General features: G+C 68.0%; 10 protein-coding genes. 3 read left to right on the top strand and 7 right to left on the bottom strand.

Annotated elements, in window-relative coordinates; translation table 11 throughout:
- Nucleotides 1-5 precede the first annotated feature (5 nt).
- From HSRCO_RS13400 to lipA, 7 genes are all read right to left on the bottom strand, one after another.
- On the bottom strand, nucleotides 6-1,826 hold the full coding sequence (locus HSRCO_RS13400; RefSeq protein WP_259518143.1) for a 2-oxo acid dehydrogenase subunit E2: 1,821 nt from the start codon (nucleotides 1,824-1,826) through the stop codon (nucleotides 6-8).
- Nucleotides 1,827-1,960: 134 nt separating this feature from the next.
- Nucleotides 1,961-2,767, bottom strand: coding sequence for a prephenate dehydratase (pheA, locus tag HSRCO_RS13395; RefSeq protein ID WP_259518142.1), 807 nt, complete (start codon nucleotides 2,765-2,767; stop codon nucleotides 1,961-1,963).
- A 78-nt stretch (nucleotides 2,768-2,845) separates the two neighbouring features.
- Nucleotides 2,846-4,270, bottom strand: a complete 1,425-nt coding sequence (gene lpdA / locus HSRCO_RS13390) for a dihydrolipoyl dehydrogenase (RefSeq protein ID WP_259518141.1) — start codon at nucleotides 4,268-4,270, stop codon at nucleotides 2,846-2,848.
- A complete protein-coding gene (locus HSRCO_RS13385) occupies nucleotides 4,270-5,763 on the bottom strand; it encodes a dihydrolipoamide acetyltransferase family protein (protein ID WP_259518140.1) in 1,494 nt (497 codons plus the stop codon). Before HSRCO_RS13385 ends, lpdA begins: the two co-directional genes overlap by 1 nt.
- Nucleotides 5,764-5,766: 3 nt before the next feature.
- Nucleotides 5,767-6,744 carry an alpha-ketoacid dehydrogenase subunit beta gene (locus HSRCO_RS13380; protein ID WP_259518139.1) on the bottom strand — a complete coding sequence of 326 codons (978 nt, stop codon included), beginning with the start codon at nucleotides 6,742-6,744 and terminating at the stop codon, nucleotides 5,767-5,769.
- A 1-nt stretch (nucleotide 6,745) separates the two neighbouring features.
- A complete protein-coding gene (gene pdhA, locus HSRCO_RS13375) occupies nucleotides 6,746-7,858 on the bottom strand; it encodes a pyruvate dehydrogenase (acetyl-transferring) E1 component subunit alpha (RefSeq protein ID WP_259518138.1) in 1,113 nt (370 codons plus the stop codon).
- Between the two features lie 209 nt (nucleotides 7,859-8,067).
- A complete protein-coding gene (lipA, locus tag HSRCO_RS13370; protein WP_259518137.1) occupies nucleotides 8,068-9,003 on the bottom strand; it encodes a lipoyl synthase in 936 nt (311 codons plus the stop codon).
- 105 nt (nucleotides 9,004-9,108) lie between these two features.
- On the opposite strand from lipA, the gene HSRCO_RS13365 reads away from it, so the two are divergent.
- Genes HSRCO_RS13365 through endA form a run of 3 tightly spaced genes read left to right on the top strand, consistent with a single transcriptional unit; the run spans nucleotide 9,109 to nucleotide 13,271 of the window.
- Nucleotides 9,109-11,463 carry a DEAD/DEAH box helicase gene (locus HSRCO_RS13365; RefSeq protein WP_259518136.1) on the top strand — a complete coding sequence of 785 codons (2,355 nt, stop codon included), beginning with the start codon at nucleotides 9,109-9,111 and terminating at the stop codon, nucleotides 11,461-11,463.
- A gap of 26 nt (nucleotides 11,464-11,489) precedes the next feature.
- Nucleotides 11,490-12,209: a DUF91 domain-containing protein gene (locus HSRCO_RS13360; RefSeq protein ID WP_259518135.1), complete on the top strand. Its 720-nt coding sequence runs from the start codon at nucleotides 11,490-11,492 to the stop codon at nucleotides 12,207-12,209.
- Between the two features lie 27 nt (nucleotides 12,210-12,236).
- Complete coding sequence (endA, locus tag HSRCO_RS13355; RefSeq protein WP_259518134.1) at nucleotides 12,237-13,271, top strand: tRNA-intron lyase; 1,035 nt, start codon at nucleotides 12,237-12,239, stop codon at nucleotides 13,269-13,271.
- The last annotated feature ends 3 nt before the right edge of the window (nucleotides 13,272-13,274 follow it).

The raw sequence follows: 13,274 nt of genomic DNA, 5'->3' as shown, positions 1-13,274 counted from the left end.
CGCGATTACGGTCGGTCGACGGAGATCTCCACCGGAAGGTCCTCGCGGAGGAGTAACGCGACGTGACACTGCGATTCTGCTTCGTCGACGAGGGCTGTCAGCGTCTCGTCGTCCACCGACGGGGCGTCGACGACCACTAGCAGTTCGACCGCCTCCACCGAACCGGACTCGGGTCTGATCGCCCCATCGACGTCGATTTTCCCGAGTTCGTGACCCGCTTCCATCGCCACGTTTCGAAGGGTGAGCGCGAGACAGGACTGCAGCGAGCCGAGGAAGATCTCCGGCGGGGTCGGAGCGGATTCGATGCCGAACGGGTACTCGTACTCGCCCAGGCTGAACGTCCCCTCCGTCCCCGGTTCGTTGATCGTGACTGCCCGACGTGGAGCGTCTTCGAACGCCGTCGGCACGTCCGTTGTGCTCGCAGTCCCACTCGCTTCCGCGCTCGTGTCTCCCTGGTCACCGACGAGTAGCGACCAGGGGTCCTCGAGTCGCTCGACGAGCGCATCGAGGAACCGTGCCGCGTCCGCCCCGTCGACGACGCGATGATCGAACGACAGGTCGAGCGGCAGGATCGGTCGCGAGGTGGCGGTTCCGTCCTCGACGGTGACGCGTTCGTCCAGCGCGTCGACGCCGAGAATCGCGATCTGGGGCGGGTTGATGATCGGATCGAACGATTCGACGCCGAGGTGACCGAGATTCGAGACCGTGAATGTCCCGCCGCTCAGGTCGTCCATCGTGTACTCGCCCGCCAGCGTCTTCTCGGCCTTCTCGCGGCGAACCGTGGCGATCTGGCCGATCGATTTCTCGTCGACGGCCGGCACGACCGGTGTCACGAGCCCCGCATCGACGTCGACGGCGACGTTGATGTTGTGCTCCTCGTAGCGGATGTGTTCGCCGTCTTCGTAGGTCGCATTGAATGCCGGGTACTCCGAGAGCGTCTCCGAGAGCGCCGCCAGCAGGAGGTCGGTCATCGATACGTCGGCTGCAAACGCGTCGTCCGCTGCCGCCGTCGCTTCCCGCAAGGCCGTCGCGTCCGCGCTGCGGTGGACCGTCACGTGGACGGCGTTCCGATAACTCTCGCCGAGTCGGCGGGCGATCGTCGAGCGCATCCCGCTGAAGGTCTCCCGCTCGGTGACCGTTCGCGTCGCTGCACCGGCCGGGGCCTCCTGGGCCGGCTCGCCAGCTTCGGCAGCCGCCTCCACGTCCTCGGCCGTGATCGCTCCGTCCGGCCCCGTCCCCTCGACGGTGGCGAGGTCGACGCCGAGTTCGTCGGCGCGCTGTTGTGCTCGCGGGGAGACACGGGGTTCGGCGGCGCCGGCTTCGGCAGCCGCTTCCACGTCCTCGGCCGTCACGGCACCGCCGGGCCCCGTCCCCTCGACGCCGGCGAGTGACACGCCGAGTTCGTCGGCTCGTTGTTGCGCTCGGGGACTCACGCGGTCCGGCTGGTCGCCGGCTGCGGCTTCCGTCGAGGTCGCCGACCCGCCACCGTTGCTGGGGGCGGTCGCGTCCGCCGGTTCGGCGCTGCCCACGGCCTCGCCCGTGTCGAGTTCCTGCTCGGCCTCCGCAATCAGTTCCTCGACGTCCGCGTCCTGACTGGCCACGATTCCCAGCGGAGCGCCGGGCTCGACTGTCGTCCCCGCCTGAACGAACACCTCTCGCAGGACGCCGGCTTCCCGCGTTTCTACGGTCTTCGTCGTCTTCTCCGATTCGATATCCAGGAGCGGTTCTTCTTCACCGACCTCCCCCGAGACGTCGACGTGCCACTCGAGGACCGTCCCCTCTTTCATCTCCAGTCCGAGTTTCGGCATCCGAACGATGTAGCCCATATTCGACGGTTGGTCTCCACCACCATAATAGCATCCCACCGACAGAAAGTGCCAGACAGCGTGGGTGTCGACTGACCCGAGATCGACCGTCGCTCGGGTAGCGGGCGAACTTACGGGGTCGCCTGCAGCCCCTCTCAGACGACGTGTTCGACGTCGTACGACCCCAGCTGTCGGACCCAGCCGTCGGGGGACAGCGCCTCGAGGTCCGCGATGGCCTCCTGCGTCCGGTCCTCGTACAGGCCCGCCGCGATATCGACGTGGAACATGTAATCGCCGAGTCGCTCACCGCTCGGCCTTGATTCCAGTCGGGACAGGTTGATGTCCCGGTCGGCGAACGGCTGGAGCAGCTCCAGGAGCAACCCGGGATAGTTCTCGTTCGGATAGACGACGAGCGTCGACTTGCCGCCCGCCGGGGATCGCTCGTCGGGTCCGGCGACGACGAAGAACCGGGTCGCGTTGGAGGTCCGGTCCTGGATGTCCTCGGCGAGCACCGTGAGTTTCTCGTCGGCGTTGTCCGGGTGGCCGATGCCGGCCACGGTGTCGTCCTGTCGGGCGCGTTCGACCCCCCGGGCGGTGCTCGCGACCGCCTCGAGTTCGACGTCGGGGTAGTTCGCCTCCAGGTACTCCCGGCACTGGGCGAGGGCCTGGGAGTGGCTCGCGATCGTCTCGAAGTCCCCGGTCTGGGCGAGGAGTGCGTGCCGGATGGGGGTCACGACCTCGCGGACCACCGAGACTTCGAGGTCGGCGAGGGCGTCGAGGGTCTCGGTGACGCTGCCCTCGATGCTGTTCTCGATGGGAACGACGCCGCGGTCGAAGTCGCCGGCGGCGACGCTGTCGACGATCTCGTAGACCGATTCCCGGAAGGTGATCTCGCCGTCCGCGACGGCGGAGGCGGCCCGGTGGGAGTAAGTGCCGGCCGGGCCCAGGGTGACCGTTCGCATGACTGCCGGTACTCCGCCGGTTCGGAAAAGGCCATCGGGCGAACAGGTATTTGCCTGATGGGGGCGGGACGCGGAGCTTCAGCGATTAAGAGTGTGGATGGCGTGCCCGAGAGCGTGTTCGGCGGCCTCCATGACGCTCTCGGAGAGCGTCGGGTGGGTGTGGATGGTGCGCGCCACGTCCTCGAGGGTGGCCCCCATCTCGACGGCCAGCCCCAGCTCTGCGATGAGTTCCGAGGCGTCCGGCCCGACGACCTGGGCGCCGAGGACGAAACCCGAGTCCTCGTCCGCCACGATCCGGACGAACCCATCTGGGTGCCCGGTCGTGAGAGCGCGTCCGTTCGCGCCGAAGCGGAACTTCCCGACGGCGGGCTCGAATCCGGCATCTTCGGCCTCGGCTTCGGTCATTCCGACGGTCCCGATCTCCGGGTCCGTGAAGACGGCAGCCGGGATGGCCTGGTGGTCGAGTGCCGACGGCTCGCCGGCGATCACCTCCGCGGCGACCGCCCCCTCGGCGCTCGCCTTGTGAGCCAGCATCGGTTCACCCGCGACGTCACCGATGGCGAAGACGTGATCGACGTCGGTTCGTGCCTCGTGGTCGGTTTCGAGGAAGCCGTCGTCGTTCGGTTCCAGGCCGATCGCCTCGAGGTTCAGGGTGTCGGTGACCGGTGTTCGGCCCACGGCGACGATGGCTTTCTCTGCCTCGTAGGTCGATTCTTCGCCCTCCTCGGTCTCCGTGGTGACGACGATGCCATCGTCGGTTTCCGCCCAGCCGGCCGCCGCCTCGCCGAAGGAGAACTCGATGCCGAGGTCCGCTGCCCGACGCTTGACCGGCCGCACGAGATCCGACTCGTACCCCGGGAGGACGTCGTCCAGCATCTCCACCACCTGGACGTCGGTTCCGAGTTTCGCCAGCACGGTCGAGAGCTCCATTCCGATGTATCCGGCGCCGACCACGACGACGCTGTCCGGGATCGTCTCGAGGTCGAGGACGTCACGCGATGAGAGCACGGTTTCGCCGTCGAACTCGAAGCCCGGGACCTCGATGGGGCGCGAGCCGGTGGCGACGATGGCGTGCTCGAACTCGTAGGACTCCGAGCCTTGCCCTTCGCCCCCGTGGGCGACCCGGAGGGTGTTCTCGTCCACGAACTCGGCGCGTCCCTCGACGACGTTCACGCCGTTGGCCTCACAGAGGTTCTCGACACCCCCGGTCAACTGGTCGACGACACCGTCCTTCCAGGTCTTCATCTCGTCCATCTGCACCTCGGGATCGGCGTAGACGCCCATCTCTTCTGCGTCTCCGGCCTCGTGGGCCACGTCGGTTGCGCTGATGAGTGCTTTCGAAGGGATGCAGCCGTAGTTCAGACAGACGCCACCGATGGCGTCTTCTTCGATGAGCGTTACGTCCAGGCCGAGCTGGCCGGCGCGGATGGCGGCGACGTAGCCGCCCGATCCCGCACCGACGATAGCCAGTTCCGTTCCAGTTGCGACGTCTCCGACGACCATTATTTCAATAGGAGTAGCGAGGGCGTTTCAAGGTACCCCATTACATCGTTCGTGAAGGCGGCCGCGTCCGCCCCGTCGACGATCCGGTGATCGATGGACAGCGACAGCGGGAGCGTCTGCCGCGCGACGACGTCGCCGTCTTCGGCGACCGGTCGCTCCTCGATGGCACCCAGTCCGAGGATCCCGACCTCGGGGTAGTTGATGATCGGCGTCGCGTACTCGCCACCGATGGCCCCGAAGTTCGTGATCGAGAACGTGCTTCCCTGGAGGTCCTCGAGGGCGATGGTGCGCTCGCGGGCCTCCTCGGCGAGCCGATTCACCTCCTCGGCGATTTCGAGGACCGACTTCGCGTCGACGTCGTCGACGACCGGCACCATGAGACCGGCCTCGGTCGCGACGGCCACGCCGATGTTGTAGTAGTGCTTGCGGACGACCTCGCCGGCCTCCTCGTCGAGGCTACTGTTGAGTTCGGGGAACTCCTTCAGCGCGGCGACGACCGCCTTCATCACGAACGGCATGTAGGTCAGCCTGACGTCCTGCGCCTCGGCGTGGGGTTTGAGCCGTTCGCGCATCGCGACGAGTTCTGTCACGTCCACCGTGTCGTGGTGGGTGACGTGGGGCGCGGTGTACTTCGACTCCTCCATCTTGTCGCCGATGGTCTTCCGGACGCCCTTGTACGGGATGCGCTCCTCGCGCGGCCCCGTCTCGCCGGCGGCGACGGTCGCCACGTCGGCGGCCTGGGCGGCCTGCTGGCCCTCGGCGTACTCGCGCACCGCGTCGGCGGTCACGAACGCCTCGCCGTCGCGCCGTTCGACGGCCGGCACCTGGTCGATGTCGACGTCCAGGTCCTTCGCGACTCCTCGCGTGGCGGGTGCGGCCAGGGTCCGGTCGCGATCGGCGGCCGGTTCGGAACTTGGTGGCGTCTCTGCTGTCGTCCCGGGTTCCGCTGCCGGTTCCGCGGCGGGTTTCTCCTCCGTCGCCTCGCCGACCGTTTCCCCGTCCGCGGCGGCCCGGACGTCGCTCTCCGTCACCCGGCCGCTCGGACCGGTTCCGCTCACTGCGCCGATGTCGACGTCGAGTTCGCGGGCCAGCGTTCGAACGCTCGGCGGGGCGAAGGTGCGACCGCCGGTGTCCGGTGCCGACTCCACGGCTGTCTCCGCGTCCGCGGTTTCGGCGGCGTCGGCGTCGGCCGGTGCTTCGGCCGCTTTCCCGTCCGAATCGTCAGTCGGCGCTGGGGCCGCGGCGACGTCCTCGCCTTCGAGGGCGAAGGTCACGATGACCTCGCCGACCTCGACCATGGTGCCGGCCTCGTAGTGGAGCTCCTGGACGGTGCCGTTCACGGGGGAGGGGACCTCGACGACGGCTTTGTCGGTCTCCACCTCGGCGACCGGCTGATCCTCGGAGACCGGGTCACCGACCTCGACGAGCCAGGAGACGATCTCGCCCTCGGCGACGCCCTCGCCCACGTCGGGGAGTTTGAATTCGCGGGGCATGGCTCAGAAGTCCACGGCCTCCCGGATGCCGTGTGCGATGCGGGCGGGCTCTGGGAGGTAGTAGTCCTCGAGCGCGTACAGCGGGTACGGAACGTCGAACCCGGTGATGCGCTTGACCGGTGCTTCCTGGTAGAGGAGCGCCTCCTCCTGGATGATGGCGGTGATCTCCGCACCGAGGCCGCCGGTTCGGGGCGCCTCGTGGACGACCGCCGCGCGTCCCGTCTTCTGGAACGACTCGACGATGGCGTCCGTGTCCAGTGGCGAGAGCGTCCGGAGGTCGACGACCTCCACATCTATCTCCTCCTCGAGGTCCTCGGCGGCCTCCAGGGTCGGGCGGGTCATCGCCCCCCAGGTGAACACCGAGATGTCGGTCCCTTCCCGGCGCACGGCGGCCTCGCCCAGCGGGACCTCGTAGGTTCCGTCGGGGACCTCCTCGCGGAACGAGCGGTAGATCTTCTTCGGTTCGAGGAAGATGACCGGGTCGGGGTCGTCGATAGCGGAGATGAGCAACCCCTTCGTGTCGTGCGGTGTACTCGGGATGACGACCTTGAGGCCAGCCTCGTGGATGTAGAACGCTTCTTTGGACTCCGAGTGGGACTCGGGAGCGCGGATGCCGCCGCCCATCGGGGCGCGCAGCACCATCGGTACCTCGTACTTTCCGCGACTCCGCGTGCGCAGGCGTGCGGCGTGGCTCACGATCTGGTCGAAGGCCGGGTACATGAACCCGGAGAACTGGATCTCCGGAACCGGTTTCAGACCGTAGGCGGCCATCCCGATGGCCGTCCCGATGATGCCGGATTCCGCCAGCGGCGTGTCGATGACCCGCTCGTCGCCATATTCGTCGTAGAGGCCTTCCGTGGCGCGGAAGACGCCACCGTTCTTCCCGACGTCCTCGCCCATGACGATGACGTCGTCGTCTTCGGCCATCTTGTCGTGCAACCCATTGCTGACCGCCTGAACGAGGGTGAGGTTCTGGGTCATATCATTCCTCCAGGAGTGCGTCGTCGCCGTACGTTTCTCGGATGGTCTCGAAGGTCTCCAGCTGATCGCGGACGTGTTCGGGCATCGTCTCGTAGGCGTGCTCGAACATCGCGGTCGGTTCCGGCCGCTCGTGGCTCTCGGCCGTGTCGATGGCGTCGGCGACCGCCGTCTCGACCTCCTCGGTTATTGCCTCGACGTCCGCCTCGGTCAACCGGCCGGTATCGAGGAGGTACGTCTCCAGCCGCGGGATGGGGTCCTTTTGCTTCCACCGTTCGACCTCGTCCTCGTCGCGATAGACTGTCGGGTCGTCGGCGGTCGTGTGGGCACCGAAGCGGTACTGGACCGCCTCGATGAGCGTCGGCCGCAGTTCGTCTTCCTCGGGGTCTTTCGTCTTCTTCACCGCCTCGCGGGTCACCTGATAGACGGCCAGCGGGTCCATGCCGTCGACCTGGACGCCGTCGAAGCCGTAGGCCGTCGCCTTCTGGGCGATGGTCTTCGAGGCCGTCTGCCGTTCTCTGGGGACCGAGATGGCCCACTGGTTGTTGTTGCAGAAGAAGACAGTCGGCGTGTCGAAGACCCCCGCGAAGTTCATCCCCTCGTGGAAATCGCCCTCCGAGGTCGCCCCGTCGCCGAAGTAGACGATGAACGATTTGTCCTCGTCTTTGAGCTTCGACGCCCAGGCCGCGCCGACGGCGTGAGGGATCTGGCTGGCGATGGGGACGGCCACGGTGAAGAGGTTCGTGTCCTCCGCGATGGCGTTGCCCTCCTCGTTGCCCATCCAGTAGAGCAACGTCTGCTCGAGTGGTAGTCCCTGGACCAGTGCCGCGCCGTGTTCGCGATAACTGGGGAACAGCCAGTCCTCGTCGTCGAGGGCGAACGCGCTCGCGATCTGAGCACCCTCCTGGCCCGACAGTGGCGGGTAGGTCCCCATGCGCCCCTGGCGCTGGAGACTCACCGCTCGCTGGTCGAAGTGCCGCGAGAGCTTCATGTACCGGTACATCTCGACCAACTGCTCGTCCTCCAGGTCCGGCTCGGTCGCTCCGTCCACGAGCGAACCGTCTTCGTCGAGAATTCGTACCCGACTGTCCGGGTCGCGGTGCAGGATCGACGTCACGGGAACCCCCGTCCTGACATAGTACACTCTCCCGCCCCTGACACTATAGGGTTTTCGTCACCAATATTCGTGCTGTACACCCACGAGACGTATTATCGCGCCTTCGTCCACTGGTGTGGTGAAAAAGCTGATAATTCGCACTCTTGGCGCATTTTTCCGGACAAATGTACGAAGGCCGCCGAGTCCGGGGGGACCGATTCGACGTTCGGTCAGGGGCCCGCCGAGGCGGTGCGCGCGTCTTGGCGGGCCTCCTCTACCGTCTTCCCGTCCTGGAGGACCGCCTCCACGAACAGTTCGCCGGCGCGGTAGGAGGAGCGGACCATCGGTCCACTGGCGCAGTACAGGAAGTCGAGTTCGTCCTCGGCGACTCGCCGCCACGTGTCGAACTTCTGGGGGTGGACGTACTCCTCGACGTCGAGGTGGCTGGGCGACGGTCGAAGGTACTGGCCCAGGGTGACCACGTCGACGCCCACCTCGCGGAGGTCCGCCATCGTCCGGTAGATCTCGTGGTCGTACTCGCCAAGGCCGAGCATGATCGAGGTCTTGGTGTAGACGTCCGACTCGCGGTCGACCTGCTCGAGGACCCCCAGCGACTGCTCGTAGCCCGCCCGTCGGTCGCGGACCGGCCACTGGAGGCGCTCGACCGTCTCGACGTTGTGGGCGATGACGTCCGGGCCAGCATCGATGATCTTTCGGACCAGGTCCGGTTCGCCCTGGAAGTCCGGGATGAGGACCTCGACGAGGACGCTCGGGTGGCGCCGTTTGATCGCCCTGATGGTCTCCGCGAAGTGGCTCGCACCCTGGTCCGGCAGGTCGTCGCGGTCCACGGAGGTGAGGACGACGTAATCGAGGTCGATCTCGGCGACGGCCGCCGCCACTCGCTCCGGTTCCCGTTCGTCGAGGGGGTCCATACCGCCGGTCTCGACGTCACAGAAGTTACAGCCACGGGAGCAGCGCTCGCCCATCAGCATGAACGTGGCCGTGCCGGGCCCGTCGGCGCCAGACCAGCACTCGCCCATGTTGGGACAGGAGGCCTCCTCGCAGACGGTGTGGAGGTCTCGCTCGCGAAGGGAGGATTTGATGTCCGTGAAGGACTGTCCCGACCGGGGTCGCATCTTGAGCCAGTCGGGTTTCCGTCGGCTCATACCTGTATATTCGTGGCTGTGGCCAAAAACGTGTGGGCCGGTGGTCGTCGACGGACGACCGCCGAGGGAAACGCCTTTGCGCGTACCGCCCCTCCTCCTGGACAGATGGAGGTCGCCGAGGTCGTCCCGGAGTTCGCCGCGGCGTTTTCGTTCGAGGAATTCAACGCGATGCAACGGGCGGCCCTGCCCGCATTGCTGGAGACCGACGCCAACGTCGTCGCCAGCGCGCCCACCGCGAGCGGGAAGACCGCCCTCGCGGAACTCGCCATCGTGGACGCGCTCCGCGACGACGGCACCGCCCTGTTCGTCGCGCCGATGCGCGCGCTCACCAACGAGAAGGAATCCGAGTGGGAACGCTTCGAGGACCTGGGCTACTCGGTGTACGTCGTCACGGGCGAGCGGGAGTTCAACCCCCGACGCGCCGCCCGGGCCGACGTGCTGGTGATGACCCCGGAGAAGGCCGACTCGGCGACCAGAAAGCACGACTCGCCGCGCTACTCGTTCGTCACGGCGGTGGACGTGGTGGTCATCGACGAGGTGCACCTGCTGGACTCGGCGTCCCGGGGGAGCGTCCTGGAGGTCGTCGTCTCCCGTCTCCGACGGCTCGCCGACCCCCGCATCGTCGCCCTCTCCGCGACGATGAAGAACGTCGACGACGTGGCGGCCTGGCTGGACGCCCCGAGCGAGGCGACCTTCGACTTCGGCGACGAGTATCGACCGGTCGACCTCCACGCGGGCGTGCGGACGTACACGCACGGAGAAAACGCCTTCGCCGACAAGTACCGGCGACTGTTCACCGCGATGGACCTCGCCGAACCGCACCTCCGGGAGGACGGGCAGGCGCTCGTGTTCGTCTCATCCCGCCAGGACACGGTCCAGGCGGCGAAGAAGGCCAGAGACGAGATCGCGGAGCGGGACATCCCCATCGCGACACGCGGGGAGTACGACTTTCACACCGAGACGCAGGCGCTGGAGAACGCCACGCTGCGCCAGTCGGTGCTCGACGGCGTCGCCTTCCACCACGCCGGGCTCTCGAAGAACGACAAGGACCTCGTCGAGGAGTGGTTCAAGCAGGGACAGATCGACCTGCTGTTCTCCACGTCGACGCTGGCCTGGGGCGTGAACCTGCCCGCACGCTGTGTGGTCATCCGTGATACGAAACTCCACGACCCCCTCGAGGGAGAGGTCGACATGAGCCCCCTCGACGTCCTCCAGATGATCGGGCGGGCGGGCCGACCCGGCTACGACGACGTGGGCTACGGCTGGGTGGTCTGTGACGGTGCGGACGCCGACCGCTACCGCCGTCTCCTTCGCGACGGGAAGGCCATCGAATCGCGTCTCGCCGACGACCTGGCCGAACACCTCAACGCGGAGATTGCCATGGGGACCATCCACGGCCTGGACGACGTGATGGACTGGCTGGAGACCACCTTCTTCTACCATCGTGCCCAGAGCGTCCCCGACGCGTACGACTACGGGTCGATCCGCGAACGGGTCCGCTCGATCCTGGACGGCCTCCTCGAGCGCGGGTTCATCGAGACCGGCGAGGACCTGGGTCTCTCCCCGACGACGTTGGGCGTGCTCGCCTCGACGTACTACCTCCACCTCGACACCGCCGAGCGCTTCGCCGACCTCGCCGAGGCCGACCCGACCGAGCGCGACGTCCTGCGAGCGGTGGCCCGGGCGAGCGAGTTCGACAGCGTCAGCGCGCGACAGGCCGAGCGCGACGCCATCGACGACGTCCTCGATTCGGGCGAGAAGACCCTCGAACCGGGCGCCCGAAAGGTGTACGCCATCCTCACCGGGAGCATGGACGGGTCCATCCCGCCGGAGCTGCGTTCCGATGCCTGGGTCATCCGGCAGAACGCCCTCCGTCTCGTCGCGGCCCTCGGCGAGTTCTTCGGCCGCTACGACCGGCCCGCAGCGGCGAACCTGGCGGCTCGACTGGAGGCGCGCATCGAGACCGGCGTCCCCCCGGAGGCGGTGGGGCTCACCGCGCTCGACGGCGTGGGCTCGGGCCGGGGACACCGTCTCGCTCAGGGTGGGATCACGGATCCGGAATCGGTCAGGGACGCCGGTATCACGGGCCTCGTCGACGCTGGCCTCTCCGAGGGCGTCGCGAAGAACGTCCTCGAGCAGGCCCACGACCTGCCGGCCATCGCGATCGACTGGGGCGACTTTCCCGACGCCATCGACCGCGGCGACAACGATATGCGCGAGGTGACGGTCACGAACGAGGGGGCCGGGGCGCGCGTCGGGGTGAGGGTGACGGTCAACGGGGTCGAGATGACCCGCGACGATACGTATCTCACCGACGAGACGACCGTTCCAGTGGGCGTGTTCGGAGCCACCGACGACCGACTGGCATACACGGTCACGGTGACCTTCCCGACCCTTCCGCTTCGCGCCGTCCGCGAGGAGCGCGTCGTCGCGGTGACGGCGACCCGGGCGAACCTTTAGATACGGAGACCGGCCCACCGCGGCCCATGCAGCAATCCATCCGGGTGTACGCCGGGCGCTGTACCGTCTCCGAGAACGATGCGACCCAGGACGGCGAGGTCGTGGCGCTCGTGAAGCCGGACAACACCGTGCTCGTCCACGACGCGAGTGGCTACCAGCCGGCGGCGTGGCTCACGCGCGCCGACGCGGTCCAGGTCGAACGCGACGAGGGCGGCTTCCGACTCCGCGCCCGCAAGGGTGGTGACTCCCTCTCGCTATCCGGCGAGTCAGTCGGCCACGCGGAGTTCACCGTCTCGCCCGCCGGCCCGCGGGTCGGCACCTGTCCGACCTGCGATGCGGCCCTCGTCCGCGAACGGGGCGCGGTCACCTGCATCGGCTGTGCGGATTCGTTCCCGCTCCCCCGGGACGCGACCATCACCGACGACACCTGCGAGGACTGCGGGCTGCCGACGCTCTCCGTGGAGCGCGGCGACCACTTCGAGGTCTGTCTGGACCGGACCTGCGAGTCCCTCGACGAGGTCGTGCGCGACCGCTTCGCGGGGCGGTGGACCTGCCCGACGTGCGAGGGCAACCTCGCCATCGAACGCAATCGTGGGCTCCGGGCCACCTGCGAGGAGTGCGGTCGCTCCCACGTCGTCCCGAGCGGCATCGTCTCCGATCCCTGTGCGTGTGGCCTCCCGACCTTCGAGACCACCGATGGCCCACGCTGTCTCGACCCCGCCTGCGAGGCGACAGGGGCACATTGATGGCTTCGGAGGGCACAGGTCACACCAATGGACGCCGAGCTGCACGACGACGAGGTCCGGGTCGGCGGTGACGCGCGACAGCGGTTCCACGACGCGCGCGGCTACGGCCGTCCGCTCGAGGGGAACCGCATCGCGCTCGACCCGCTGGAGGCCGCTCACCTGCTCTATCGGGGCGACATCGCGGCCGTCGACGGGATGGACTTCCGGGCGTTCCTCGCGTCCCGACCGGCCGGTTTCGCCCCCCGGTTTCTGGTCTACCTCGACCTGCGAGACAGGGGATTCTATCTCTCGCCCGCGCGCGAGGGCTGGGTCGCGGATAGCGAGGACGTCGACCTGGTCGTGTACCCGCGAGGCAAGGGGCCGGGCGACGGGGCGGTGGCCCACCGCGTCCGGGTCGTCGGCGAGCGGACCGACGTCGCCGCCGACTCGCTCGGCGACCAGGTCCTGGCGGTCGTCGACGAGGAGGGCGACCTCACCTACCTGGACGTCTCGCCCCTCGAGCCCGAGGGCGGGACCGAGGTGGACCTGGGCGGACCGGTCGACGGCGCCCTCCTCGACGACCGGGTGGTCGTCTGGGACCCGCCGGAACCCCTCCACGAGCGGGCGTTCTACGGCAAGCCCCTGGAGGGACGGGCCGCCGCCTACGAGGCCCTCCATCTCTCGCTGGTCGAGGGTGCGTACCTGGCCGCCCGGGGGTTGCTCGAACTCCCCGAGGGCCGCGGCGTGGAAGCGCTGGTCGAACACGGGAGACGGGTCGAGGGCGAGCGCTTCGACCGGCGGCTGAGGGCGTACTCCGCGCTTCGCGACCGGGGTGCGGTGCCGAAGACCGGGTTCAAGTTCGGCGCCGACTTTCGCGTCTATCGTGAGGTAACGTCGGCCGAGGACCTCGGCCACTCCGAACTCCTGGTCCGTGTCGTCCCGAACGACGTCGCCTTCGATCCGCGCGACCTCGCGCTCGACGTTCGGCTCGCCCACGGGGTGCGGAAGCGAATGGTTTTTGCGCTCGACGCGGCGAACGAGGATACGATACAGTGGCGGGCCGTCTCCCGGCTCACGCCCTGACCA

Source organism: Halanaeroarchaeum sp. HSR-CO, assembly GCF_024972755.1.
GTDB lineage: Archaea > Halobacteriota > Halobacteria > Halobacteriales > Halobacteriaceae > Halanaeroarchaeum.
The sequence above is the reverse complement of the archived record's forward strand: the minus strand, read 5'-3'. Positions and strand labels throughout refer to the sequence as shown.